This is a genomic window from Bacillus sp. NTK034 (assembly GCF_017303275.1).
Taxonomy (GTDB): domain Bacteria; phylum Bacillota; class Bacilli; order Bacillales; family Cytobacillaceae; genus Cytobacillus.
On the sequence record NZ_JAFKOJ010000002.1, the window covers coordinates 53742 to 78915 of the forward strand.

Here is a 25174-nt window from a genome sequence, read left to right on the forward strand (position 1 = left end):
TCTATAACAGGAATACATGTATCCATAGAAAAAAGCTCTCCAAAAAATGGAGAGCTTTTGACTTAAGATTCTATTTGATCTTTCAGCACTTCAGCTGCTTTTTGAATTTGCGTATCATTTTGATCAATTTTTTCACGGAGTTTTTCCATTAGTCTAAGGGTAGACTGCCCTGATAATACTCCATTTTGCTCAAGCTTTTCAGCAGCCTGAAATTCCTTGACAGCCTGTTCTGTTTTTTCATCAAAGAAACCGTCTTCTCTTCCAGGATCATATCCAAGTGCTTTCAGCATTTGCTGAGCACCTTTTACCTGTGCTGAAGAAGCAGAAAGCTTTAATTCAGCGTCAGGATTAATAAATGGCAGTGTAGCATAATCAGGCAAGGCCACTTTGTGGTCTGGTGTTATTCCCTTTTTATGAATCCAATTTCCATCCGGAGTCAGCCATTTTTCAGTTGTGAATTTCATGTTTGATCCATCAGAGAAGTCCTGTGCACGCTGCACTGTGCCTTTTCCAAACGACTTTTCACCGACAAGCGGGACATCTGCAGACTCATGTACTGCCGCGGCCAAAATTTCTGATGCACTTGCGCTTCCTTTATCAATTACAACTACTAAAGGAATATTCGGGTTTTCTTCCTTCGTTGATTTAACTTCTTCCCTGTTTCCATTGCGGTCTTCAATTTGGAATAAAATCTCGCCATCCGGGACAAACAGGCTGGAAATTTTCACTGCCTGATCCAGAAGGCCCCCAGGATTCTGGCGAAGATCAAGGATTAATCCTTTCATGCCCTGCTCCTGCAGCTCATTCAAAGTTTCCACCAGCTCTTTAGAAGTATTTTCCGAAAAGGTAGTAATCTGCACTTTTGCAATACCATCTTCAAGCATTTCCCCATAGACAGTTTCAAGGGGGATGGTATCGCGGGTAATGGAAATATTCATAGGCTCATTCCCGCCAGGGCGCTGAACTGAAAGTTCTACCTTAGTGCCTTTTTCACCTCTGATCAGCATAACGGCTTCTGTAGAACTCATCCCCTGAAGGCTTTTTCCATCAACGGACAGGACCTTGTCGTTCGGTTTAAGCCCTGCTTTTTCAGCAGGTGAACCTTTTAATGGTGAAACAATTACAATATAGCCTTCCTGTTCCTGGATTTCAGCTCCGATTCCTTCAAATGAGGATGAAATACTCTGATGGAAGCTTTTGGCTTCTTCCTCGTTCATATAGTCTGAGTATGGATCATCCAACGCTTCAAGCATACCATTAATAGCGCCATTTATAAGGTTATCCTGGTCAACTTTCTGGAAATAGTTTGTTTTAAGGGTATCATAAGCTGTATACAGCTTATCAAATTCCCTTCTTTCGCCTGTTCCAACATCTACTGCTTTTTCATCACCAAAAGCCAGTGCAAAGGTAGTAATCCCAGCTGAAAGGAAAACAATAAAAAACAGCAGCATGACAAAATGAAACTTTTTCATGCGGATAAAACCTGAATGGTTATTATCTGGTGTTTCGGAAGTTCCTTTGTTTAGGTCTTCATTCTGCAAACTCTTCACCACTTTCGTTACCGTAAAATAACTATGTACAATCCTTAATGATTAGAATAACATTTTTATCGAAAAAATAACAAAGAAAAATGCATATGTGTAAAATTTGAAAGAGCGCCAGCGAAATATGCTAAAGCGCTCCTTTTTAAGTTAGGCTACCCCATAGCCTTGATCTTCTATCACCTTTATTAGTTTTTCCTTATCAGCTTTTTTCGGATCATACTCGATTTCTATGTGTTCGTCGTGAAAGGCAATTGCAACGCTTGCCACGCCATCAATGGAGAGAAGGGCATTTTTTACCGCCTCTTCGCAGTGGCTGCAGGTCATGCCCACAACTTTAAGTGAAAATTTTTCCAATGTCTGTGCCTCCTTTTTCCATGTAAAACCTTCGTTTATTAATACCTCATTTAAGGATGTTAATAAACATCGGGTAAACAGCAGACGGCTTGATATATGCCCACTCAGGAATCATACTTCCCCCTCAATATGGACAACAAGAAAATAAAAGATTAATGTTTTGCCAGTACAGACCATATTTTATTATATAGTCTCATATTTAATACCCGCATCCATCCTCCTATCCTTTTCACCAGAATGACCTTAAGCCTACCATCACTTTTTAAGGGGTGAATATTATGATAAGCGCAGTATTATGGCTTAGTTTCGCACTTTCATTGATCAGCCTTATTGCCGGAGTCATGAATCAGTCATGGAAACTTGCATTTTTAAGCTTCCTTCTTCTGCTTCCCTTAGGCTATTATTTATCAGGTGCAGAAAACACTCTCCGTTTCCTGTCAGCACTTCCCGCTGTTCCCCTCATATTAGCTGTTATATTCTATTTTCAATCAGGGAAAAGCAGTCTCAAGCAAAAAGAAAAATAAAAGAGGCCATTATGGCCTCTTAGATTTTTTTAACAATATCGAAGTATTCTTCCAACGTCCATTTCTTTTCATAAATGACTTTTGCAGCCTCTGTACCCACATATCGGAAATGCCAAGGCTCAAATTTATAACCTGTGATGGCTTCTTTTCCTTTTGGATAGCGGAGAATAAAACCGTAGCGATGTGCATTTTCAGCAAGCCACTTTCCTTCCTTTGTTTCCCCGAATTCTTCTGAAAGCTCAAGGTTTGCACTTCTGCTTGAGATATCCATTGAAAGGCCTGTCTGATGCTCACTGCTGCCTGGAATGGCAACAGCCAGAACTGCTTTTTCTTTTCCTACTCTGTTTACCTCTGCATCAAAAACCTGTGATTGCCGTGTAAATGAACGATAACCGGAAACTGCAAACAATTCAACACCTTCATTTAACGCTCCGGTAAATAACTTTTCCAAAGCAAGTGCAGCGTCCTGCCGCATATAGCTTTTTTCCAAATCTAATTTCCCATAAGAAAATGCAACTTCAGGGATGATTAACTTGGAAGGTTCATAGCCATCCGGAAGGCTGAATTGTTTATTCACAAGGGCCATTACATTTTCAGGATTCTGAATTATATTTCTGCCATTGACAACTTTAACATCATTAAAATATGTTGCTTCCAATGAAAGAGGATCATCTTTAATTTCTTCTTTGTCCACATTGCCCGCTTTCTCAGCACTGTTTTCTTGCTCTTTTGAGGTTTCATCTTCTTGAGGAGGCTCCTCTAGACTTTTTTCTCCCCCCAGGAATGGAATTTTTTCAATAAGCGGCTGGACCTTATCTAAATATGGATCAAGCTGGCTGCAGCCTGTAAGCATGAGACTAAGTATCCCTGCCATAATTATGGTTTTCTTCATTCAATTTCACCTGACTTTTTTGTATAGCTACAGCGCCTCCCCCCCCCCGAGGTGCAGGGGTGCAAGGCGCTTCCGCTTTTCTTTTTCTTTGTAACATTACTATTTTAACACTTCATGTCAACTAGTCCATAATTGTGTGAAAAACAGGACAAACGGCACAAATTGCTTTTTGCGTATTTTTAAATTTTTTTAATTTTTGACATCAAAAAAAAAAAATAAAACTGGCTCTTAATGAACCAGTTTCCATATCCTTTTCCTTTATTCCTGAACAGCAGCCTCAAGTGCAACTTCAATCATTTCATTGAAGGTAGTTTGTCTTTCTTCAGAAGATGTTTCCTCACCTGTGAGGATGTGGTCGCTGACTGTTAAGACAGAAAGCGCCTTACGGCCAAACTTCGCTGCAAGTGTATATAGCGCAGCCGTTTCCATCTCAATCGCCAAAATCTGATATTGTGCCCATTTTTCGTGGTCAGCATTGTCATTATAGAACATATCAGCTGTGAATACATTTCCGACTTTAAGGTTTAATCCTTTTTCGACACCTGCATCATAAGCTTTTTTCAAAAGATCGAAGTTAGCTGTCGGCGCAAAGTCCACTCCTCCGAAAGTAAGCCTGTTCATTTGGGAATCGGTAGAAGAGCTCATTGCCAGAATTACATCCCTTACTTTCACATCTTTTTGAATCGCACCGCATGTGCCTACTCGAATTAAGTTTTGAACATTGTAGCTCTGCATCAGTTCATTAATATAGATGGAAATGGATGGCACTCCCATGCCTGTACCCTGAACTGATATGCGTTTCCCTTTATATGTTCCAGTATAGCCAAACATGTTGCGGACTTCATTGTAGCATTCTGCATTTTCCAAAAATGTTTCTGCAATATATTTTGCACGAAGAGGGTCTCCAGGAAGCAGGACCGTATCCGCAATTTCGTTTTCTTTAGCACCGATATGTATGCTCATAATCAAAACCTCCAAATTATTTCTGAAGCCTCTGTAAATGCTTCCAAGTCAAACTATACCATATGTGCCATCACTTAGAAACAAATTACATAAGGCATGTTTTTTCTCTGTACGGGAAAGCTATTTTTAGCTTTTCCAAAGGAGGTTGTAATCATGCCGAAAAAAGGAATGAGCAAAAAACTAAGGCAGGCCGTACAGCATGCCAATGAGACAAATCCATCTTCCAGGGCTAATACCGAGCCCAATACATCCAAAACGGTTAAAACAATAAGCAATCGATAAGCGGAGGGATTAGGATGGGCAAAAAGCATCGCAATCGTATAAATTCACCAAAGAAAAATAATCATATTCCTGCCGAAGCAATTATTGCAGAGCAAGAAGCACACGGCAAGGAATACACTGCCAATAAACGCAAGAACGGCCCGGGTTCCAACATTGAATAAAATTTTTATAAAAAGAAGCAGGAGAGCTATAGTGCCCTCCTGCTTTTTCATTTAACGTATATGTATTCGATTAACTTCTTCCCAGCCGCCCGGCTTTAGCTGATAATAAAATTGCCCTCTCCTGCCTTCATCAATATAGAGTATATCCCCTGTGGAAATAAATCGGCCATCAAAATCCCCAGGGATCCGGTCATGCACATTAAACTTCCTAAAAACTGAATCCAGGCATTCCACATGGGTTAAAGCTTCTACATTTAGGCGATATACTTGCTGAAAGCCTTTTTTGTCCCTAAATTTAGGTGTTTGAAAGATCGTCACATCAAATTCTTTTCTTTTGATTCTTGTTAATTCCTTCAGCATATGGCATCCCCCTCTTATTCCATGCATCCGCTTGGCTGATTTACCTATTAATTGAATTGATCTGTCAGCTGCTTTGACGAATAAGGTCTTCAAAAGCATTTTTATGGCATTTTTTTATTTGCGGCCAAAATTTCTAATAACAATTTTTTATTACTGTTTAATTAGCCATTTTTCTTGTCGTTTCCTCCATCAAAAAAATACTACTTTTGTCGATTCACGGCTTTTTTCACAAAGAAAACGCTTTCAAAAGTATCCAACCTGCATATTATGTATAAAAGTCTTTTCGGGAGGTGATGAAAATTGTTGGTATCCAAAAAGCCTGTTTTATATTCAATCCTTATCGGATTGGCAATAATGACTATTTCTTATTTTTTTCAGCCTCTCATGCCTTTTCAGTCTATCGCACACAGAGGCGCATCTGCCCTTGCACCGGAAAACACGCTTGCATCATTTGAAAAAGCTATTGAATTGGGCTTTGACTATATCGAGTTAGATGTAAGGCTGAGCAAGGATAAACAGCTTGTCGTTATCCATGACGCTAATGTTTTGCGCACTACCGACGGAGAGGGACTGATTGAGGATTTGACGGTCAGGGATATAAAAAAGCTGGATGCAGGATCCTGGTTTTCTCCTGCATTTGCCGGTGAAAAAATCCCATTATTAAATGAAGTATTAAAAAAAGTCAGCGGGAAAACAGGAATCATAATTGAAATGAAATCACCTGAAAATCAGCCTGGCATGACAGAGATTCTGGCAGACATGCTAAATTCTTATAAACCAGACAATCACATAAAAGTCCAATCTTTCCACATTAATGAGATGAAAAAATTCCACCAGCTTGCACCCGAAATTCCTGCAGGCCTGCTGCTGAGCAAGCACCTGGATTTGTTTCATTTGGCATCCTACCGCGATTTTGCCTCTTTCCTATCTGTTCACCATCTCTTACTTTCCAAATCCTTCATTAATCAAGCTGAGTTATTCGATTATGAGATATACTCGTGGACCATCAGCAAGCAATACCAGTTTGCAGACATGCAGCGGCTCGGTGTTCATGGAATTATTTCCGATGATGAGAAGAAAATTCCCGACTCAATCATGTACGTGCTAATCACCCCATTTTTAAAAGGACAGGATTTTCTAAAAACACTTCTGGCATAACTATATGCATTCCACAGCCGCAGTCTGAGCATAAAAAACGATGGGCTTCACCCATCGTTTTCATTAGCATTTATTTAGGCATATTTTGCAATGACAGACTGAAGCTTTTGCTGCATATAAGGAATATCTGCATTTGTAACAGTGAAACGGACAAAGGTTTCATCCATTTCCAGTGCTTCTGCCAGGAATCCGCCCAGCCCTCTCGCTTTGCGGTCTACTTGTATCATGATCTCTGTCTCTCCATTTGACTGCGGAAAAAATACAACTTCCAGTTCATCCAGCTTTCCTCTGAAAGGACCGGAGACTGGAACAAATTCAAACTCTTGTATAAACGGCAGCCTCCTGCGGAGGCGGTGCGGAGCCTGTTCGCATTCTGCTTCCCGCAAACGGAATCCCATACTCGAAACAGCGTTCAATACAGAATCCATTAGCGGGTTTGCCACGACTCGAATATAATCCTTATCGGCAGGATCCACTGCGTTTTTTATATCCAGCCCAGTCGCCACCCAAATTTTTGTTTTCCCAAAAGACAAAGGCGTGTCAGCTGGAAGATTAAAAGTAAAAGGAATTTGCTTTCGTTCATTCGCAGCCAGGGTGAAGGCTTGAGAGAGCCTGAAACGGTCAATCAAACCCGAGACTGTATATTTTTTATCATCTGATTCTTTAATGTAAGTAGTATTCAATGAAAGATAAATATCATCGATCTTCTGTTCGGTGCTTCCCCCTGTGATCTCTACAACACCATTAAGGGCTTCACCTGGGGCTGCTGAATCCTTTTCAAGTTTCGTATCGACTTTTGCCGACCCAATTCCCACACTTGCCAGGACCTTATTAAAAAATGACATATGCTTCTCTCCCTAGTTCTTTTTTTATTTTATTTCTTTCCCAATTGAAGATTTACCTTCCAGCCGGCCAACTTTTTTAACCATCTCCGGCGGTCTTTACTATATAACACAAAGCACTTGCTTCATTTAGATGTACGTGTTCATAACAAGAAAAGTTTCATTTTTTATATGTGCTGCTACATATTTTTTTATTTGCAGAAATTGCTTTACCATTTTTCAGCGTTTTCTTTTAAAGATGTATCAGAATATGTATGTGCATGATGTTCCTGCTGCTCCGCAAAAAAATGACGAGCACCTTTCCTCGTCATTTTTCTATATTAGTCATCTTCAATTTCTTCATCAATGATGCACTTTTGCAGCAGGTATTCAAATGTGATATCTGCAAGTTCATCCAATTCTCCTTCAGTAGGCACATAACCTCTTTTTGCCAGCTCATGAAAGAAAAACTCAGCAATTTCTTCCGTATCTATTACGACCTCTATTTCCTTCACAGCAACGCCCCCTTTGTACAAAATGTATGAAGCACTGAATGGATTCATGCAAAACAACTTTCAGAAAAGTTATATTCTTTATTTTGTTTTACAGTGCATTTTTCTTCAATTAGGACATACAAATAGGATAAGCAGCTAATATCGATCCATTTTATTCAGTAATTGAGGAGGCAGTGACATGTCAAGTATATCCAGACTGGTCCTAATCATTAAAGAAGATGTCAATCGTGAAGAAAGCTCCATTATAAATCTTTATAGCAATCTATTAAATGCTTTATTTAAGCTGGTCATATGGTTTGGCATCCCTTTTTTGCTGTATCTCCTAATCACTTGGCTCTAAGAAGCTTAGACCTCTGAGCTGCTTTTGCTTTTTACACAGTGCTCTTATCATCATTATTGGCAATATGCTTCAGTTTTCTGAGTATTACCCGCATGATATGCTTATACTCATCATCCTGAAACATTTCATAAAGAATACGATAATCATTATATATATCAAGCAAACCATCAATCAGCACTTTTCTTTCTTTTATGCCTTCAAGCAATTCCTTTTCTGCCTTGCGGAATGAATGAGCGGATTCCTTTAATTCAGGCAGCTTTTCTTTTTTATTTATCATATAAAGGAGTCCCAGCTTCTGGATAAAGGCATCTGCACTTTCAGCATCCGCAACGAGTGTCAGCTCTTCCTCTCCTGCCTCCAGCCATTCCCCGTCATTAATTCTCGAAAGCTCATAAATAACATCTTCCCATGCGTCTTCTTTGTATCTCCAAATTTCCGTCCTGAAGCCTACTATTTTGAAAAGATCCGAACCATACCCCTTGACTTGGACAAGGTCGCCAAAAAAGTATTTATATTCGATGTCAATATGCTCCTTTTCCATAATCTCACCTTCATACTCAGACAGCATTTGAAGGCTGGATTCCATATATAGACCTTCGCTTTTATTGACTTCATAGACGTACATATCATCTAGCCATTTCACATCTGTTACTTTTCCGACTGTACCATAAATAGTGATCACGACTGTATCACCGATTTTGTACTTTGGTTTCTTCTTTTTGCTCATTTCCTCCATCCTCTCAATGACTGAGTCGTGAGTATTGAATACAATAGTATATGCACTTTTTATGAAAATCGTCCGTACGTTCATCACAATCAAGCAAAAAGCGCAGCTAAATAAAAAACACTCCAGAGTCGGAGTGTTTCCATGAATTCATTTAGCTTTCAGAAAGAATATACAATTCCCAGACTTCATCAAAGACAGACATGCTCTCAGGATAACTTCCGTTCATTTCAAGGTAAGAGCTGATCTCATCATAATCATAGGCTGTTTTCGGAAAGCTGTGATCCTCATAAGCATCATTGGCAAAACGGCTGATGTGATCCTTCGGTGCAGGGTGCCTGTACTTCATTAAAAAGTGATAGAAAGTTTTGGACATACTAACGCCTTCCTTTTTTCTGTCGTTCATTAATTTATTTTCTACTATAATTGAAATGTGCTCAGTTCGTCTACTAATTCATAAGAAAAGCGGAAGGCGCCCGCTTATAAAGGAACGCAGACTAAAAACGCCACGTCCTGTGGCAACGTCTGCATGACCCGCATCCTGCGGGCCTCAAGCATAAGACGAGCCGGCTGAAAGGTTGTTCTTTAACCTTTTGGCCGGCTTGGCTTATGACCTCGAGCCGATGGCCCCTGGAGCTAGACAGTTATCTAACTTTAAATTTATACATTCTTATCTTTTAGAAAAAGCAGCCCGTATATCTTTTCGGGCTGTCCTTATCACTTACTTATCATAGGAAGAGAAATCGAAATAATTTCGCTTCAGCAGCCTCGGCAGCTCCATCAGCTTTTCGAAACTAATCTCTTTTCCAATTTTTTTCACATCAATCAAAAATAGTTGGTCCTCAATCTCCTTAACAAGATCATCGGTCTGGTAAACCATATCACAATCCCTGCAGGAAATGGAAGGTGTCTCATTGATTTGGATAGCCCTTGTTCCATCAGGCAGCTCCCAATAAACAGTTTCCCTGCTCTCATTAATATTTTGGCTTTCACACCATGCACATTTAATTTGCATTCCTAGCCTCCTATTCCTTTGCTGCTGCCGTCTCGGCATCCGTTTGAGCTACTGGATTCTGCTTCGTCTGCTGGGCATTGAATTTCTTTTCCTTTAGTTCATCCCGTTTGTCACGTTTATCCTTCAATGAACTATGGGAAGGATCGCTTTCATATTTTTCACGGCGGTCAAGTCTTGCAAGCCCTTCAGGTACAAGATTAAACTGCTGATCATTCATCAGTGCGGCTATTCCGACATTGGACCGTTTTTCATCCATTTCCGGGTAAACTTCTTTAAAATACCCTTCAGCACGGCCAGGAACATAGTTTTCCGGCTCCGGATAAGTTGTAATGACTCCTTCAAAATTACGAAGGACCACTTTATCGGCACTTTGTGATATTACGTAATTTGGCTGCAAGGAGATTTTTCCTCCTCCCCCAGGCGCGTCCACAACAAAAGTTGGAACCGCATATCCCGAAGTATGTCCTCTTAATCCTTCAATGATCTCAAGCCCTTTTGAAACTGGCGCACGGAAATGGCCAATCCCTTCAGATAAATCACATTGATAAATGTAATAAGGCCGGACCCGGATTTTAACAAGGTCATGCATTAGTTTCTTCATAATTGGAACGCTGTCGTTTATGCCCGCCAAAATAACAGATTGGTTGCCAACTGGAACACCTGCATTTGCCAGCATCTCACATGCTCTCTTGGAATCTTCGGTGATTTCAATAGAAGTATTAAAATGTGTATTCAGCCATACCGGATGATACTTCTTCAGGATATTGCATAAATTCTCGGTAATCCGCTGAGGAAATACAACAGGTGCCCTCGTGCCGATTCTGATGATTTCAACATGATCGATTTCCCTTAAATTCTTCAGAATGTATTCAAGGATATTGTCATTGATTAAAAGGCCATCCCCGCCAGATATGAGAACATCTCTAACCTGAGGGGCACTCCTGATATAACTGATCGCTGCATCAAGCTGTTTTTTCGGCACTCCCATGCCAATTTGACCGGAAAATCTCCTCCTTGTACAATAGCGGCAATACATGGAGCATTGATTTGTCACCAGAAATAAGACACGGTCAGGATAACGGTGCGTCAGGCCAGGGACAGGAGAATCTTCATCTTCATGCAAAGGATCTTCAAGGTCATATTTTGTTTTATATATTTCTTTTGAAATTGGTACCGATTGCATTCTGATCGGGCATCGCGGATCATCCGGATTCATTAGGGATGCATAATAAGGTGTAATGTTCAGCGGAATCGTTTTAGTCGAGATCCTTACCCCTTCTTCCTCATCCGGAGTGAGGTTTATGACTTTCTTCAGATCATCAACGGTGCGAATCGTATTTGTCAGCTGCCAAAGCCAATCATTCCATTGTTCATCTGTGACATCCTTCCACAGTTCAATGTCTTTCCAGTAACGATCCGGTTTATATAAAAAGTTCTTCAATTAAATTCCCCCTATATGGATTTCTTTAAAATATACACTGCAAGAATCATGCCAATCCTGAAGCTTTCGTATTATCATATGAAAATACTGCCGGAGAGGCGATAGTTAGCAGCTGAGGGGATATTTTTATTAAACTATTGTCTTTGAAACAAAAAAAAATGCCGATTATTCGGCACTTTCATAATTGCTGCAGGCAAGGCTCCTTTTATTTATTTCAATATTATACTTTGCCAGTTTATATTGCAGCGTTTGACGCGGAACCTCCAATAGCTTTGCGGCTCTTTTAATATTTCCATTGGTCTCTATAAGAGCTTTTTCAATTAATGCTTTCTCCTGTTCTTCCATACTCGCCTTTAATGGCTGAACCTTTAGTGAACCATCCTGTTTATCCTTTTGCAGCTGCTGCTTCATTATCACAGGCAAATCCTCAGCCTTAAGGAAATCATCCTCACAGACATTCATCATATATTCAATTGTATGCTTTAATTCCCTGACATTTCCGGGCCAATGATATTGTCTGAAAAAGGCAAGTACATCATCCCCGATTCCGGAAAGGTTTTTGTGTAAAACCTGATTAAATCCCCTAATAAAATAATGTGCAAGAAATTCAATATCTTCTTTTCGATCCCTTAGAGGAAGGAGCCCGAAAGTGAGAACATTTAAGCGGTAAAATAAGTCTGTTCTGATTTGGTTTTTCTCCAGTGCTTCCACTGGATGGATGTTCATGGCTGCAATCACTCTCACATCTACATGAGAGCTCTTCGGGCTACCCACTCTTCTGACAATCCCATCCTCCAGCACTCTAAGCAGTTTTGCCTGAAGCTCAAATGGCATGGCATGAATTTCATCAAGGAAGAGTGTTCCCCCATCCGCTAATTCAAATAGGCCCGGCCTGTCTACAGCTCCTGTATAGCTTCCTTTAGCCGTCCCGAAAAGAATGCTTTCAAGCAAGGGTTCCGGTATAGCTGCACAGTTCTGGGCAATAAATGGCCCGGCAGCTCTTGAGGAAGCATGGTGGAGTCCCTGAACAAAGAGCTCCTTCCCGCATCCGCTTTCGCCAAACACCAGAATGGAGGAATTAGACTTGGCCAGTTTGGCCCCTTCTTTTTTAATTTTTTGCATTTCCTGATTTATAGTGAGAAGGCTATCCAGTGTGTACTGAACATTATCTGCAGCAGTCTTTTTTTTGACAGGCTGTGTTATTTTTTTTCGCAAATCCAGCAGGCTTTCAGAAAGAAGCTTCAACCTGGAATAGTCCTTAGCAATCTCAACAGCTCCCGCTACTTTCCCATCTACAGCAATAGGGAGAGTTGTATTAATGGTTTCTATTTGTGCGCCATGAAGGTTCACATAGGATTGCGTTTGATTATAGATCGGTTTTTTTGTTTTCATTACTTTTAATAAGGTGCTTGTCTCTTTATCCAATGAAGGAAAGACTTTCAGAACAGGTTTTCCGATAACCTCAGAAACCTCCAGACCATCGTGTCTTGCAGCAATTTCATTATAAAAAATGGTATTTCCATTCAAATCTACCACATGAATCCCTTCATCAATGCCCTTTAATATGGCTGCCAGAACTTCTTTTGAAATGCTTTGAATTTCAGTCATCAATATTCCCTCCCATATATATGTATATGACAGGGTGCCGAAAATTTGTCAGGATGGTGCCGAAATACTGGCACTATTTTATGTGTCTCCAATAATCCGCTGCAGCCAAATTCTTTACCCAGACATTCATATTTTCAAGTTTATCGAAAATATAACAATTGTTAAGCAGCCGGCCCCGATAGGAATAGCCCAGCTGATGCAGAACGGCATTCATTCCGAACGACAGCGCTCTGGCAATGGAGTAGGCACAGAATACACCCTGCGATTTTAAATCCTTTTCCAATTTTTCAAGGAGTATTTTCATTAAACCATGTTTACGGTGGGACGGAAGTGTCGCACAATCTGTCAGTTCTGCGTTTTTATAAAAAAGATTGACCTCCGCTGAAGCTGCACTCACAAGGTCATCATTATTCCGGAATGCGTAGTAGATGGTACCTTCCTGGATGGTCTTTTTAATATATGCGGGATCATGGAGAGGTGTTGGATAAATTTGAAATACTTCACGGTAGAGTGCAGCAAGTTTTTCTGCATCTTGCTCCGTTATTTTCAGGAGCTGATATTCGGAAGGAGGCATAATGACATCCGGGTTTCTTTCAATGGCTACTACACTTGTAATGATGCGGTCTTCAGAAATCCAATGTGGATTGATTCTTCTTTCATCTGAGAAATATTTACAGAAAAAGTATTGATTAGAGCCCCGGAAATACCCGTCAATAACAGCTTCGCATTGAAAACCCATTGCAAGAAGATCCGAATAATTTTCCACTCTTCCTCTAAAAATTAATTTCTCACACTGCTGTTCTTTTGCGGTTCTCTCTGCTTCATGAACGGCATCTTCCAATTTCCCTGCATAATCGTCTACTCTTAAGCGTTTATTGAATGGATCAAGGTATAATTCGGCAAGAAAGTTTTCTGTTTTTATTTTTTTTACAGAAGCTGTATTATGCATCGCTTGGACCCCCTTCAATTAAAAAACTGCCCAGCCAAACGGCCAGGCATTTATAGATTTATTAAGAAATTCTGGCCAATACTGCCTTTTTTCCGGCCGAATTAGCGGTTTTACCGGCCAATTCGATTAAAATACCGCCCAAACCCAGGCATTTACCGGCCGAAGAATAATTCCTGTCCTTCATCTTAGTCAATCTTAAAGCTGATCAGCTTCATCTCTGTCATTTCTTCAACAGCATATTTTATGCCTTCACGTCCCATTCCGCTCATTTTTACTCCACCATATGGCATATGGTCTACACGGAAGGTTGGGAAATCGTTAACCATCACACCGCCAACATGAAGCTCTTTTGCTGCTTTGAAGGCTTTGTTCACATCATTGGTGAATACACCAGCCTGCAGGCCATAATCTGAATCATTCACAAGTGCCAGCGCCTCTTCAAAGCTGCTGAATGAATTAATATGAACAACAGGTGCAAATGCTTCCTCACATGAAATCTTTTCTGATTGGTCAACGTTCAGCAGGACGGTTGGGTGCAATGTATTATTTTCCGCCTTACCGCCAAGAGCAAGTTCTGCTCCGCTCTTAACGGCACTCTCGATCCAGCTTTGCGCGCGGTCGGTGTCACTCCTGGAGATCATCGCAGATAAATCTGTTTCCTCATTAAGCGGATCGCCAATTTTTAGCTTTTTGGCTTCCTCAACGAAGCGTTCTGCAAATGTCTGGTACAGGGATTCATGCACATAGATGCGCTGAACGGAAATACAAACCTGCCCCTGGAAGGCAAATGCCCCTGCTGCAATTCGCGCGACAATTTTCTCGACGTCTGCATTCTCATCCACTACAACTGCCGAATTGGAACCCAATTCAAGTGTAACTCTCTTTAAACCTGCATTTTCGCGGATCTGCTTTCCTACTGCAGGGCTCCCTGTAAAAGTAATCATCGATATGCGGTCGTCTGCAACAAGTACATCGCCGACCGTTCCGCCGCTTCCTGTTATTACATTCAGAGCTCCCTCAGGAAGTCCGGCTCTGTGAAAAATATCTGCTATTTTATATGCCGACATTGGCGTTTGGGATGCAGGCTTTAATACAACCGTGTTTCCGGCAGCAATTGCAGGACCCACTTTATGGGCAACCAGGTTCATAGGAAAATTGAATGGAGTGATTGCGCCGATAATTCCAAGCGGCTCCTTTACTGTATAGGCTACCCTCCCTTCGCCTCCAGGAGCAGCATCCATGGGGATTGTCTCTCCATAAAGCTTGCGCGCTTCCTGGGCAGCGAAGGTATATGTCATGATGGTGCGGTCCACTTCTCCTCTTGCAGCCTTTAAAGGTTTAGATGCTTCACGCGCAATGATCATTGCGCACTCTTCTTTTTCTTCCTTCATGATGGCAACAGCATTTTCCAGTATTTCTGCCCTTTTATGGGCAGGCATTTCTGCCATTATTTTTCTGGCCTGATCTGCCGCATCAATCGCTGACTCCACATCGGAAGGAGAAGCCATGGCAACTTCTGCAATAACCTCCCCGCTGTACGGGCTTTTCAATGCTTTGTAGTTCTCAGTTTCCTTGAACCTTCCGCTGATCCATAAATGTTGTTTCATTGATATTCCTCCTTAAGTGCAGCATTCACCTATTACTTCTTCTAGTACGGAAAATCCTTCATTGAGCTGTTCATCGGTTGTAATAAGCGGAGTGAGCAGACGAATGATATTGCCAAAGAGGCCTGCGCTCATAACAATGAGGCCGCGCTTGTGTGCTTTTGACAGGATCTCCTGAACAATTTCCTTATTCGGTTCCTTTGTATCCTGATCCTTAACAAATTCAACGGCACACATTGCCCCTAAAGACCGAACTTCACCCACTTGCTTATATTTTAAAGGAAGATCTGAAAATTTTTCAGTAAAAAGGCTTCCGATTTCATTTGCCCTTTCTAATAATCCTTCTTCCTCAATTGTTCGAATCACTTCTAATGCGGCTGCACATCCGAGCGGACTGCCACCATAAGTTCCGCCAATTTCACCGATATTCGGTGAATCCATTATGTCAGCCCTTCCAGTTACAGCACTGATCGGCAATCCGGCAGCGATTGATTTTGACATCGTAATTAGATCCGGCACAACATCATAATGCTCCATAGCAAACATTTTGCCTGTCCTGCCAAATCCCGTTTGTACCTCATCAGCGATAAAGAGGATTCCATGATTTTCACAAAGCTGTTTTACACCTTTTACAAAACGTGAAGACGGCATAACGAAACCGCCCTCACCCTGTACAGGCTCCATAATGACAGCAGCAATCTCTTCAGGTGGCACCTCACTGAGAAAAAAAGTTTCGAATCTCTTAATTAAGGCAAGATCATATTCTTTATCCTTCAGACCCTCGCTGCGGTAATAATAAGGATAAGGCCATTTATATGTTTCAGGTGCAAATGGCCCGAATTCATATTTATATGGTTTAACCTTGCTCGTTAAACTCATGGACATATACGTACGGCCATGAAAACCCCGTTCAAATGATATGATCCCTTTTCGGCCGGTATATTTCCTTGCTATCTTAACGGCATTTTCCACTGCCTCTGCGCCGGTGCTTAAAAAGAATGTTTTTTTGCTGTGTTTTCCGGGTGTAATGCTGTTAAGTTTTTCTGCCAGCTTAATATAGGGCTCATACATCATGACATGGAAGCATGGATGAAGATATTGGTCAATTTGGGCATGCAGGGCTGCTACAACCCTTGGCGGGCAGTGGCCAACATTTAGAGTACCGATTGCCCCGGCAAAATCAAGAAAAGTATTTCCGTCTATATCTGTCAGAAGTGCTCCTGCCCCCTTATCCGCAAATGTCTGCATCGTGTTAAATGGTCCCTTTGGCACATTCTCCTCTTTTTTAGCCAATAATTCCTTTGCTCTCGGTCCGGGTATCTCCGTCCTTATTTTAATTGATCCCATCATCATTTCCCCTCTCACTGATTAGTGCCGCACCATTCCAGTATGGCCAGAGCAATGATTTCAGCAGCTTCAAAGACTTCCTGCAAGGAAATATACTCGTTAACATCATGGGCAGCTTCAGTCACTCCGGGGCCAAAGATAACCACTGGCGTATTCCCAACTTTGGAAAGTATGCCTCCATCCGTGCCCCAGGGTGATGCTTCAACAGCCGGCTGCATGCCTTTTACTTCTTCAAAAGACTTCGATAATACGGTCATTATAGGGTGTTCCTGTTCCAAATCACCTGGCAGCCAGCGTCCGCCGAACCATTCAACTTGAGGAGGGTTCTTTTTTAGCCACTCATCATTTTGTGCTGCATCCCTCAGGCACTGTTCCAGCTCTTTTTCTGCAGATTTCATTTCTTCATCTGGCGCCACCCCCATCCTTCCCTCTAAGGTGGCAATATCCGGCACTGAAGATGGCCATTCTCCGCTATTTATTTTTCCGATATTAATAGGGATCGGAATAGGAATCTTGGAATATAGCGGATCCTCAATTCTAAGGTTTCTTAATTTTTCCAGCTCTTGAAGCTTTGTCATCACTATCATGGCTTTTTCGATTGCATTGATCCCTTCATATCTGGTTCCTCCATGAGCAGAACGCCCTTTGACTGTTATCCGAAACCACATTGAACCCTGCTGTTTTGGGAAAAGCTTCATATTTGTCGGTTCAGGAATGATTGCCCCGTCGGCTGAATATCCCCGGAGGACAGCAGCCAAAGTTCCCGCCCCGCCGCTTTCTTCTTCTATCACACTTTGGAATATCACATCCCCTTTAAGCTTGATTCCAACCGTTATGATGGCTTCCATTGCAAGCAGGAGCGAGACAGTTCCCCCTTTCATATCCGTAGATCCCCGGCCAAAAAGTTTTCCATCTTCGATTCTTCCGCTAAATGGATCATGGTCCCAATCGTTTCGGTCTCCCTCTGGAACAACATCAATATGGCCATTCAGTATAAGGGACCTTCCCCCGCCTGTTCCTTTCAAAGTAGCCACCACATTGGGATTACCGGAAAAATCCTTTCTATCTGAACAAAAGGCAGGATGTTTGGTCAATTGCTCCTTGCCAATTTCCCAAATATCAAGGGTTAGTCCAAGTTTGCGGCATTTTTCAATAATGACAGCCTGTGCACTGCTTTCTTTCCCACGTATGCTTCCTTCCTGGACAAGCTGCTGAAGAAGTCTTGTTCCCCTTTGCCTATTATCTTTCAGCCACTGTTTAATCTTTGCATGTGCATTCATATTCTCACTCCTTTTTTGAGACCACAGCCAAACATAGAATAATATCTATCAATTAATCACTCTCACATCCCCAGCAATTGTAAAACCGCAGCCGGTATTCTCCCTTACTGCATGAATCGAATGCGGTGCAAATAATTCAGTCAGTATCAGTCCATGATTCTTTATTTGAAAGACAGCCATCTCCGTAATAATCATGTCTACACAGCGGGCAGATGTAAGCGGCAGACTGCACTCCTTCACAATTTTTGAATTTCCGTTTTTGTCTGTCTGGTTCATAAGGACAATTACTTTTTTGGCTTTTTGGGCAAGCTCCATTGCCCCGCCCATACCAGGAACTTTTTTACCAGGTACAATCCAGTTGGCCAGATCTCCCTTTTCACTCACCTGCAGGGAGCCAAGGATCGTCATATCAACTCTTCCTCTGCGTATCATCCCAAAAGCAATAGTACTGTCACAATACGAAGCACCTTTTACAGCGGAAACGGGAAAACCGCCAGCATTACAGAGATTTGCATCTTCCTTCCCTTTCTCCGGACTTGGCCCCATACCCGTAATGCCATTTTCCGCATGAAACATTACTTTTGTCCCATCTGGCAAATGATTAGGAACAAGCGAAGGGATTCCAATGCCGAGATTTACAATCATCCCGTCCTTTATTTCTTCAGCTGCACGTTTTGCAATGCGATCTCTGATTTCTACTCCCATGCCCATTTCCAATTAACTCCTTTCGAAGGGACAATATAATCCACAAAAACCCCTGGTGTTATAATTTCATCAGGATCGAGGCTGCCAAGAGGGACTATTTCCTCCACTTCTGCAATGGTCATATCTCCTGCCATAGCAACAATCGGGTTTGTGTTTCTCGCACTTTTGTCATAAATTAAGTTTCCGTAAGGATCAGCTTTCTTTGCAAAGACAATTGATATTTCAGCTGTTAGAGCCGATTCGATGAGATATTTTTTCCCACTCAAATTACATGTTTGCTTATTGCTGGTTACAATGTCATTATCAAGGCCAATATCGGAAAGAATGGCAGGGATGCCGACTCCCCCTGCACGGATCCTTTCCGCCAATATCCCCTGTGGTGAAAATTCCACTTCCATTTTCCCATCTGTCATTAATTGGCCGGCTACGGGATTTGAGCCGATATGGGAAGCAATCATTTTTTTTGCCCTTCCCTGGCTGACCACTTTCCCGATGCCAATATGGGGAAACCCTGAATCATTGCCAATAAGCGTTAAGTCTTTGAATCCATTTTCCAAAATGCCGTCAATAAGGGCAGGAGGGGTGCCAATTCCGCCGAATCCTCCAAACATAATGATCATGCCATCCCGAAAATGCTTCATTGCCTCATCAATTTCAATGATTTTGTTAAAAGTGTTTTCCATATTTATTCAGCCTCTTCCTCAGCAAAGATCAAGTGATTTTCTGTGAAAATCTGTAAAGTACTTTCAAACCTTTTCACCAGATCATCTATTTCCCTTTTGGTAATGGTAAGCGGCGGTGCAATCAGTACAGCATCTCCATCGGTGCCGGTTTTGCCTGCCCCCGCAGGGTAAATAAGCAGTCCCTGCTCCTGAGCTTCCTGTATTAATCTCTGTGTCAGATTAAACCTTCTTGAAAACGGCTCTCTTGACAGCTGCTCCTTTACAAATTCAAGTCCGATCATCAGTCCTTTTCCTCTTACATCACCAATGAAAGAAAATTTGGATTGCAGTTTTGTCAACTTATTTTTCAAATACACACCTTTGCTTTCCACTTCAGGGATGATGTTATTTTTCTCAATATACTCAAGTACTGCGAGAGAAACTGCGCAGGACTGAGGATTGGCACTCAAGGTATGGCCGCTCATAATGCTCTTTGACCCTGCCAATATAGGCTTCATAACTTCATCGCTTACAAGGGCAGCCGCAATCGGTGCATAGCCGGCTCCCATTCCTTTACCAAGGGCGACAATATCAGGTTTCACATTCCATTGCTCGCAGGCAAGCATTGTCCCCGTTCTCCCAAAACCAGTCATAACCTCATCAGCAATAAATAAAATTTCATACCGGTCACAAATTTCTTTTATTATCCGGTAGTAATCCTTTGGAGGGGTAATAGCTCCCCCTGCAGCCCCAATGACCGGCTCTGCAATAAATGCAGCAATATTCTCTTGCCCTATCCGTTTAATGATGGTTTCAAGTTCATGTGCACAAAGATAACCGCATTCAGGCGCTTCTAAATTGTAGGGACACCTATAGCAATAGGGCGGATGAATGACAGGAAAATCTTCGAGCAGGGGTATGAAGCGCGCCCTTCTGCCGGTATGACCTGACATGGATAAAGCACCAAGGGTTATGCCATGATAGCTCATCCACCTTGAAAGCACCTTTGTTTTTGTCTGAATGCCTTTTTCCTGCCAGTATTGAATCGCTATTTTCATAGCTGTTTCAGTGGCCTCAGACCCGCTGTTCACAAAAAAGCTCCAATTCAAGTCACCAATCGCTGCCTCTGCTATTTTATGAGCAAGCTTTTCAGCTGCCCCGCTGGTAAATTGCGAACGATACACAAAAGAGACTTTCTTAGCCTGTTCATGCATTGCCTCAATGATTTCCTCAATACCATGGCCAATATTGGCCGTTATCGCACCAGACGATGCATCCAAATATTCCTTTCCGGCAGTATCATATAAGTAAACTCCCTTGCCATAATCAATTATCGGGTACTGCGCATCAAGCATCGGCTTAATTAAATTCGACCGGTTCATCATAGTACTCCCTCCACCTATAATTGCGAAAAATGCCGGCGTCTAATCAGTATCCGCCGATGGCTTCATGAGCATTCACAGTAAATCTTCAAGTCTAACAAGCCAATCATTCTCTATCATTTTTGGCAATATAGTAAATTGTATGAGGTCACTTCAGAAATCTTTCATAAAAGAATTCAGTATTTTAGTCAGCTATTTTTTCCTTGCATAAAAAAACAGCCGCTGGGAAGCGGCTGCACCAAATTTCTTTTTGCTATTTCTGTTCAATCCAAATTTCACTTTCAAAACCTTGTGCTTTTATTGCAGCCCTTCCTCCAATCGGGATAGTGGCATAAGGCTGTACATGGCCAAAATTCACATCAGCTATCACAGGAAGGCCGTGAAGCTCTTTTTTCGAATCAATAATCTTTCTCAGCGCCTCTTCGGTAACATGGGAATTCTTCTGAAACCTGCCAATCAGAATTCCTTTAATGCCTTGAGCATCAGGCAGGTGCAGCAGTGATTGGAGATCCCGATCAAAGGTAAGAGCATGTGATTCCTCATCATTTTCAATAAATAAAATTGAATCCTTTAATGATGGCATGAAATCTGTCCCCTGCAGCAAATTAAGTGTGCATAAATTCCCTCCAATTAATCTGCCTTCTGCATTCCCTTCCTGGATTACCGTATACCCATTATTTTTGATGAAATGCCTGTCTTCCTGATCAAGGTACCATGGATCATCACTCCAATGTGGCGATGCGAGGATTTCATAAGGAGCGTCATTGGTTACTGCATTAATAAAAGAATCAAGAGTGTACTCAAACCCATGTTTAACACCGAAGCTTGAAAAATGCGGGCCTGAATAGGTGATCAATCCTGTTTTTTTATAAACGGCGCCCTGCAGTGCTGTGATATCACTAAATCCGCAAAATATTTTCGGATTGTTTTTTATTATCCCGAAGTCTATGTAATTCAAAAGCTGGTTGGCGTTATAGCCGCCAATCACTGTCAGGATTCCCTTTACATTAGGATCAGTAAAAGCATCATGCAAATCTTCAATTCTCTCTTCAATAGAAGTACTGAAAAACTCATCATGAAGTTCTGCATTTTTGCCGTATGTTACTGTGAATCCAAGCTGATTCAGCCGTTCCTGGGCGATTCGCAATTGTTCGCCTTTTATGAGGGCCATGCTTCTTGACGGTGCAATGACCCGGATCTCATCCCCTGGCTTTAAACGCTCTGCAAGCATTCTGTCCTCTCCTTTGCCGCTTTTAGTCTTGTTTATTGTTCTACATTCTATCAGATACAGTCTCTTTGAGAAATAACTGTTTTTACATAATGAAAAAAGGCCAGCTTTTCAGCATGGCCTTCTGCTTTTATACTATTGCAGGTTCCCTTCTTGGTGCATTGCTTTTCTTCTCTACAATATCCCTTGCAATCCAAACTCCGCACGCTCCCGCTTGTGCGAGCCCTCTGGTGATGCCTGCACCGTCCCCGCCGACATATAGGCCGCTGATTTCCGTTTCGAATCGGTCATTCAGTCTTGGGCGCGCAGAGTAGAATTTTGCCTCCACGCCATAGAAAAGTGTATGTTCTGATGCAAGTCCAGGAGATACATGGTTTAAAGCCTCAGTCATTTCAATCAGGCTTTTCATTGTATTATATGGAAGCACAAGTCCTAAGTCGCCAGGTACCGCTTCTTTTAAGGTTGGCTCCAGAAATCCTTCCTTAATCCTCTTCTCAGTAGATCTTCTTCCTTTTAATATATCTCCATACTTTTGAACAATGATTCCGCCGTTTGAAAGGCTGTTGGCAAGCCTTGAAATTTCGTGTGCATATTCATTTGGCTTATCAAACGGTTCTGAGAATGTATGGGATACAAGGAGCGCAAAGTTTGTATTAGGGCTTCCCAGTTTAGGGTCTTTATAAGCATGGCCATTCGCAAGCATGATTCCGGAGTGGTTTTCCACTACGACGTGCCCAGATGGATTGCTGCAGAATGTCCGCACTCTTGTACCTACAGATGTATTAAATGTGAATTTTCCTTCGTAAAGATGTTTATTGATCTCTTCCATGACAATATTGGAAGTTTCAACCCGGACGCCAATATCGACCTGATTATTGATCATCTTTAATCGGCGGGACTTCAGGAGGTTTGCCAGCCAAACAGATCCATCTCTCCCGGGTGCTACAACCACCTTATCAGCATGAACCTCATTTCCGGACTTCAGCATGACACCCTTAATGCGATGCCCATCAGGCGTTTTTTCGGTTATGAGGTCTTCAACCTCAGTCTTATAGGACATATCAATTTTTTCACGCAAATATTCATAAATGCTTTTTAGTATTTCAAGGTTCTGCTCAGTACCTAAATGCCTAACCTGTGCACGAAGAAGTTTTAGTCCCGCTGCATAACCGCGGCGCTCAATATCTCTCACTTCATCAGTCATTGGATCTGTGATGCTTTCAGTTGCACCGTGTTTCAAATTAATTTCATCTACATATTTTATCAATTCAACAACCTGTGAATCAGGAAGATAATCTGTCATCCATCCGCCGAATTCACTTGTAATATTGAATTTTCCATCTGAATAAGCACCTGCTCCGCCAAAACCATTAGTGATTGAACATGCCGGCAGACAGCCTGCATACTCTTTTCTTCCCGCGGCAGGCGGGCATTTCTCAATCTTTTTCTGTAAAATCGGACAATTTCTCCGATAAATATCATGACCTTTATCAATTAATAAAATATTTGCTTCAGGCATTTTTAATGTTAATTCATAACAAGTAAATATTCCAGCCGGTCCAGCACCGACTACAATAACATCATAATTTGCATTCATCGTCCTTTTCCTCCAGACGCATTATTCGGTAATTTCATTAACCCTAGGTAACTATATCAAACACTGAAGAAACGGTCAATCCTTTTTACGAACTATTTAATTAAATCAATATTTATTGTTCGGTTTTGAAATAATTTATGTAAAATTCCGTGAATATCGCAGCCCCTGCAAGCTCCTCAACAAAAAGAAGGCTGCTCATAAAGAGCAGCCTCCACAAGACTTATCTAATGTTACCAATTTCCACAGCAGCATGCTCCGATAATAATCAATAGAATGAACAATACGACGATCAATGCAAAACCGCCATATCCACATCCTCCATATTGAGCACCTGCTACAGGATAGCCATATCCTGGATAGCATTGGTCATAGCCAGCACCAGCAACTGCACCTTTATACATTAATAATCACTCCTCAACAAGATTTCTTGGGCATTTTCAATATTAATGTATGTGCGCAGAACTTGACCCGCATGTGCATTTGCCCATTTTTATAAAAAAACGGTGAACTCCATTTTAAACCTTCCCCCATAGCCATTATTAGGGTACGATAACATTAAGAGATTCAGAAGAGAAGCGGGGGATTCAAACCAATGAAGAAAAGGAAGATCGGCATATACTTTTTTATCATCACTTTTATATATGGTTTGTATCATTTGTTTGATAGTTTTTCTAAAGCCGAAGGGGCAAATCCAAGTAACGTATATCAAAAGTTATCGTCAAAAGAGAATATCAATTACCTCATTATTGGGGACAGCATAGGCAGGGGGTCGGGTGCGACCTCCAAATCATCTGCATGGTTTACAAGGCTTGAGCGGCATATGCATAGTGAATTTGGGATTAAAGCCAAAAGGCATTCCATAGTCCAAAGCGGTGCCACTGCCTTTGAAGGTTTATATAAGCTTCAGCAATCCGAACATTTAGGAAAAATTGACTTAACTTTTATCGTGTTTGGGGAGAATGACCGCAAATATATGGATGAAAAGCAATTTTCATATTTCTACGAAGGACTTATCCGGAAAACCAAACAGCTCTACCCTGACACCGAGATCATAACCATTACAGAAAATCCGCTTGATAATGAGGCATTTGTTCAGGCAATTTCAGTTATCTCTAATCACTATGGTGCAAAAAATGTGGATATGAGAAAACCATTCGGACAATCCGGAATGCCTGCAGAGGAACTGACTAAGGATATGGTCCATCCAAATGATGAGGGCTATAAAATATATGCAAATACACTAATCAGGAAAATAAGAGAATTAGCAGGCAGTCATGCAGAGATTGCTGAACTTTCTGCCCCCATTCATGAAAATGCGGATATCGAAATAGCATCCATCCCTCATGTTACCGATATATCGGGTTCATTTATTCACAAAGACGGCATTTGGGAGAGCAGCAAGGCGGGTGACAGTCTTGAATATCAATTTAGCGGCCCTTTTCTTGGAGTCAATATGATTCGAAGCGAAAAAGGCGGGAAGATGGATGTTTTTATAGATGATATTTATATTACATCTTTATCCGCCTGGTGGCCTCTGACTAAAGAAAGATATCAATATATTGTCAGCGGCCTCGAAAACGGACCGCATCATGTGAAATTTATTGTGACTAAAGAAAAATCAGTGAATAACAGTACTGACGATGCAGTTATTCAAATATCCTCCATACTTACAAAATCAGAATAGCAAAGTTTTTTCGTTCGAAAGAGGAGAGCAATTC

General features: G+C 41.6%; 28 protein-coding genes. 6 read left to right on the forward strand and 22 right to left on the reverse strand.

Annotation, left to right across the window (positions count from 1 at the left end; genetic code table 11):
* Positions 1-62: 62 nt before the first annotated feature.
* Together JI665_RS06370 and JI665_RS06375 are read right to left on the reverse strand one after the other, a co-directional pair.
* The gene (locus JI665_RS06370; protein WP_280516069.1) at positions 63-1541 is read right to left on the reverse strand and encodes a S41 family peptidase; all 1479 of its coding nucleotides are present in this window, start codon (positions 1539-1541) and stop codon (positions 63-65) included.
* A 150-nt stretch (positions 1542-1691) separates the two neighbouring features.
* A complete protein-coding gene (locus JI665_RS06375) occupies positions 1692-1898 on the reverse strand; it encodes a heavy-metal-associated domain-containing protein (protein ID WP_206837886.1) in 207 nt (68 codons plus the stop codon).
* A 278-nt stretch (positions 1899-2176) separates the two neighbouring features.
* Between JI665_RS06375 and JI665_RS06380 the strand changes: the two genes are divergently transcribed.
* Entirely contained in the window at positions 2177-2422 is a 246-nt protein-coding gene (locus JI665_RS06380) for a hypothetical protein (protein ID WP_206837888.1), read from the forward strand.
* Between the two features lie 19 nt (positions 2423-2441).
* On the opposite strand, the gene JI665_RS06385 is transcribed toward JI665_RS06380, so the two are convergent.
* Positions 2442-3314, reverse strand: coding sequence for a M15 family metallopeptidase (locus JI665_RS06385; protein ID WP_206837890.1), 873 nt, complete (start codon positions 3312-3314; stop codon positions 2442-2444).
* Between the two features lie 258 nt (positions 3315-3572).
* Complete coding sequence (gene deoD, locus JI665_RS06390; RefSeq protein ID WP_206837893.1) at positions 3573-4277, reverse strand: purine-nucleoside phosphorylase; 705 nt, start codon at positions 4275-4277, stop codon at positions 3573-3575.
* Between the two features lie 153 nt (positions 4278-4430).
* Between deoD and JI665_RS28895 the strand changes: the two genes are divergently transcribed.
* The gene (locus JI665_RS28895; RefSeq protein ID WP_280516070.1) at positions 4431-4559 is read left to right on the forward strand and encodes a hypothetical protein; all 129 of its coding nucleotides are present in this window, start codon (positions 4431-4433) and stop codon (positions 4557-4559) included.
* Positions 4560-4573: 14 nt separating this feature from the next.
* Positions 4574-4720, forward strand: coding sequence for a hypothetical protein (locus JI665_RS06395; protein ID WP_206837895.1), 147 nt, complete (start codon positions 4574-4576; stop codon positions 4718-4720).
* A 51-nt stretch (positions 4721-4771) separates the two neighbouring features.
* Here JI665_RS06395 and JI665_RS06400 read toward each other — a convergent pair whose 3' ends face one another.
* Positions 4772-5080: a YodL domain-containing protein gene (locus JI665_RS06400; protein WP_206837896.1), complete on the reverse strand. Its 309-nt coding sequence runs from the start codon at positions 5078-5080 to the stop codon at positions 4772-4774.
* 300 nt (positions 5081-5380) lie between these two features.
* Between JI665_RS06400 and JI665_RS06405 the strand changes: the two genes are divergently transcribed.
* Positions 5381-6238, forward strand: a complete 858-nt coding sequence (locus tag JI665_RS06405; protein ID WP_244671118.1) for a glycerophosphodiester phosphodiesterase — start codon at positions 5381-5383, stop codon at positions 6236-6238.
* Positions 6239-6312: 74 nt separating this feature from the next.
* Here JI665_RS06405 and JI665_RS06410 read toward each other — a convergent pair whose 3' ends face one another.
* Together JI665_RS06410 and JI665_RS06415 are read right to left on the reverse strand one after the other, a co-directional pair.
* Positions 6313-7083 carry a sporulation protein gene (locus tag JI665_RS06410; protein WP_206837899.1) on the reverse strand — a complete coding sequence of 257 codons (771 nt, stop codon included), beginning with the start codon at positions 7081-7083 and terminating at the stop codon, positions 6313-6315.
* 317 nt (positions 7084-7400) lie between these two features.
* The gene (locus JI665_RS06415) at positions 7401-7574 is read right to left on the reverse strand and encodes a YozD family protein (RefSeq protein WP_009332582.1); all 174 of its coding nucleotides are present in this window, start codon (positions 7572-7574) and stop codon (positions 7401-7403) included.
* 178 nt (positions 7575-7752) lie between these two features.
* Between JI665_RS06415 and JI665_RS06420 the strand changes: the two genes are divergently transcribed.
* The gene (locus tag JI665_RS06420) at positions 7753-7914 is read left to right on the forward strand and encodes a hypothetical protein (RefSeq protein WP_206837901.1); all 162 of its coding nucleotides are present in this window, start codon (positions 7753-7755) and stop codon (positions 7912-7914) included.
* 31 nt (positions 7915-7945) lie between these two features.
* Here JI665_RS06420 and JI665_RS06425 read toward each other — a convergent pair whose 3' ends face one another.
* From JI665_RS06425 to JI665_RS29185, 15 genes are all read right to left on the reverse strand, one after another.
* Positions 7946-8641: a hypothetical protein gene (locus JI665_RS06425; RefSeq protein WP_206837904.1), complete on the reverse strand. Its 696-nt coding sequence runs from the start codon at positions 8639-8641 to the stop codon at positions 7946-7948.
* Between the two features lie 151 nt (positions 8642-8792).
* Entirely contained in the window at positions 8793-9014 is a 222-nt protein-coding gene (locus JI665_RS06430) for a YozE family protein (protein WP_206837907.1), read from the reverse strand.
* Positions 9015-9359: 345 nt separating this feature from the next.
* Positions 9360-9653: a YokU family protein gene (locus JI665_RS06435; protein WP_206837910.1), complete on the reverse strand. Its 294-nt coding sequence runs from the start codon at positions 9651-9653 to the stop codon at positions 9360-9362.
* A gap of 10 nt (positions 9654-9663) precedes the next feature.
* Positions 9664-11094, reverse strand: coding sequence for a lysine 2,3-aminomutase (ablA, locus tag JI665_RS06440; RefSeq protein WP_206837913.1), 1431 nt, complete (start codon positions 11092-11094; stop codon positions 9664-9666).
* A 165-nt stretch (positions 11095-11259) separates the two neighbouring features.
* Complete coding sequence (locus JI665_RS06445) at positions 11260-12702, reverse strand: sigma-54 interaction domain-containing protein (RefSeq protein WP_206837915.1); 1443 nt, start codon at positions 12700-12702, stop codon at positions 11260-11262.
* A 73-nt stretch (positions 12703-12775) separates the two neighbouring features.
* Positions 12776-13651 carry a putative beta-lysine N-acetyltransferase gene (ablB, locus tag JI665_RS06450; protein WP_206837917.1) on the reverse strand — a complete coding sequence of 292 codons (876 nt, stop codon included), beginning with the start codon at positions 13649-13651 and terminating at the stop codon, positions 12776-12778.
* Positions 13652-13836: 185 nt separating this feature from the next.
* Positions 13837-15258: an aldehyde dehydrogenase family protein gene (locus JI665_RS06455; protein ID WP_206837920.1), complete on the reverse strand. Its 1422-nt coding sequence runs from the start codon at positions 15256-15258 to the stop codon at positions 13837-13839.
* Positions 15259-15270: 12 nt separating this feature from the next.
* Positions 15271-16602: a 4-aminobutyrate--2-oxoglutarate transaminase gene (gene gabT, locus JI665_RS06460; RefSeq protein ID WP_414635265.1), complete on the reverse strand. Its 1332-nt coding sequence runs from the start codon at positions 16600-16602 to the stop codon at positions 15271-15273.
* A gap of 14 nt (positions 16603-16616) precedes the next feature.
* A complete protein-coding gene (locus JI665_RS06465; protein WP_206837923.1) occupies positions 16617-17882 on the reverse strand; it encodes a peptidase in 1266 nt (421 codons plus the stop codon).
* A 48-nt stretch (positions 17883-17930) separates the two neighbouring features.
* On the reverse strand, positions 17931-18593 hold the full coding sequence (locus JI665_RS06470) for a 3-oxoacid CoA-transferase subunit B (protein WP_206837926.1): 663 nt from the start codon (positions 18591-18593) through the stop codon (positions 17931-17933).
* Positions 18578-19270, reverse strand: coding sequence for a CoA transferase subunit A (locus tag JI665_RS06475; protein WP_206837928.1), 693 nt, complete (start codon positions 19268-19270; stop codon positions 18578-18580). The genes JI665_RS06470 and JI665_RS06475 overlap by 16 nt, the downstream gene beginning before the upstream one ends.
* A gap of 2 nt (positions 19271-19272) precedes the next feature.
* Positions 19273-20631: an aspartate aminotransferase family protein gene (locus tag JI665_RS06480; protein ID WP_206839279.1), complete on the reverse strand. Its 1359-nt coding sequence runs from the start codon at positions 20629-20631 to the stop codon at positions 19273-19275.
* Positions 20632-20884: 253 nt separating this feature from the next.
* Positions 20885-21862 (reverse strand): S66 family peptidase, encoded by a 978-nt coding sequence (locus JI665_RS06485; protein ID WP_206837931.1) that lies wholly within the window; start codon positions 21860-21862, stop codon positions 20885-20887.
* A 127-nt stretch (positions 21863-21989) separates the two neighbouring features.
* Positions 21990-23456: an NAD(P)/FAD-dependent oxidoreductase gene (locus tag JI665_RS06490; protein ID WP_206837933.1), complete on the reverse strand. Its 1467-nt coding sequence runs from the start codon at positions 23454-23456 to the stop codon at positions 21990-21992.
* A 230-nt stretch (positions 23457-23686) separates the two neighbouring features.
* Positions 23687-23857, reverse strand: a complete 171-nt coding sequence (locus tag JI665_RS29185) for a YjcZ family sporulation protein (protein WP_206837936.1) — start codon at positions 23855-23857, stop codon at positions 23687-23689.
* Between the two features lie 191 nt (positions 23858-24048).
* On the opposite strand from JI665_RS29185, the gene JI665_RS06500 reads away from it, so the two are divergent.
* Positions 24049-25140, forward strand: a complete 1092-nt coding sequence (locus JI665_RS06500) for an SGNH/GDSL hydrolase family protein (RefSeq protein ID WP_206837938.1) — start codon at positions 24049-24051, stop codon at positions 25138-25140.
* Positions 25141-25174: the final 34 nt, after the last annotated feature.

Bases quoted from the DNA above. Each gene is read 5' to 3' on its own strand.
- JI665_RS06380 (WP_206837888.1), top strand. From the start codon at position 2,177: ATGATAAGCGCAGTATTATGGCTTAGTTTCGCACTTTCATTGATCAGC.
- JI665_RS06480 (WP_206839279.1), bottom strand. From the start codon at position 20,631: ATGAACCGGTCGAATTTAATTAAGCCGATGCTTGATGCGCAGTACCCG.
- JI665_RS28895 (WP_280516070.1), top strand. From the start codon at position 4,431: ATGCCGAAAAAAGGAATGAGCAAAAAACTAAGGCAGGCCGTACAGCAT.
- JI665_RS06475 (WP_206837928.1), bottom strand. From the start codon at position 19,270: ATGGAAAACACTTTTAACAAAATCATTGAAATTGATGAGGCAATGAAG.
- JI665_RS06430 (WP_206837907.1), bottom strand. From the start codon at position 9,014: ATGTCCAAAACTTTCTATCACTTTTTAATGAAGTACAGGCACCCTGCA.
- JI665_RS06485 (WP_206837931.1), bottom strand. From the start codon at position 21,862: ATGCTTGCAGAGCGTTTAAAGCCAGGGGATGAGATCCGGGTCATTGCA.
- JI665_RS29185 (WP_206837936.1), bottom strand. From the start codon at position 23,857: ATGTATAAAGGTGCAGTTGCTGGTGCTGGCTATGACCAATGCTATCCA.
- JI665_RS06470 (WP_206837926.1), bottom strand. From the start codon at position 18,593: ATGGGCATGGGAGTAGAAATCAGAGATCGCATTGCAAAACGTGCAGCT.
- JI665_RS06465 (WP_206837923.1), bottom strand. From the start codon at position 17,882: ATGAATGCACATGCAAAGATTAAACAGTGGCTGAAAGATAATAGGCAA.
- deoD (WP_206837893.1), bottom strand. From the start codon at position 4,277: ATGAGCATACATATCGGTGCTAAAGAAAACGAAATTGCGGATACGGTC.
- ablB (WP_206837917.1), bottom strand. From the start codon at position 13,651: ATGCATAATACAGCTTCTGTAAAAAAAATAAAAACAGAAAACTTTCTT.
- JI665_RS06420 (WP_206837901.1), top strand. From the start codon at position 7,753: ATGTCAAGTATATCCAGACTGGTCCTAATCATTAAAGAAGATGTCAAT.
- JI665_RS06400 (WP_206837896.1), bottom strand. From the start codon at position 5,080: ATGCTGAAGGAATTAACAAGAATCAAAAGAAAAGAATTTGATGTGACG.
- JI665_RS06490 (WP_206837933.1), bottom strand. From the start codon at position 23,456: ATGAATGCAAATTATGATGTTATTGTAGTCGGTGCTGGACCGGCTGGA.
- JI665_RS06500 (WP_206837938.1), top strand. From the start codon at position 24,049: ATGAAGAAAAGGAAGATCGGCATATACTTTTTTATCATCACTTTTATA.
- JI665_RS06410 (WP_206837899.1), bottom strand. From the start codon at position 7,083: ATGTCATTTTTTAATAAGGTCCTGGCAAGTGTGGGAATTGGGTCGGCA.
- JI665_RS06455 (WP_206837920.1), bottom strand. From the start codon at position 15,258: ATGAAACAACATTTATGGATCAGCGGAAGGTTCAAGGAAACTGAGAAC.
- gabT (WP_414635265.1), bottom strand. From the start codon at position 16,602: ATGGGATCAATTAAAATAAGGACGGAGATACCCGGACCGAGAGCAAAG.
- JI665_RS06385 (WP_206837890.1), bottom strand. From the start codon at position 3,314: ATGAAGAAAACCATAATTATGGCAGGGATACTTAGTCTCATGCTTACA.
- JI665_RS06395 (WP_206837895.1), top strand. From the start codon at position 4,574: ATGGGCAAAAAGCATCGCAATCGTATAAATTCACCAAAGAAAAATAAT.
- JI665_RS06425 (WP_206837904.1), bottom strand. From the start codon at position 8,641: ATGAGCAAAAAGAAGAAACCAAAGTACAAAATCGGTGATACAGTCGTG.
- JI665_RS06445 (WP_206837915.1), bottom strand. From the start codon at position 12,702: ATGACTGAAATTCAAAGCATTTCAAAAGAAGTTCTGGCAGCCATATTA.
- JI665_RS06435 (WP_206837910.1), bottom strand. From the start codon at position 9,653: ATGCAAATTAAATGTGCATGGTGTGAAAGCCAAAATATTAATGAGAGC.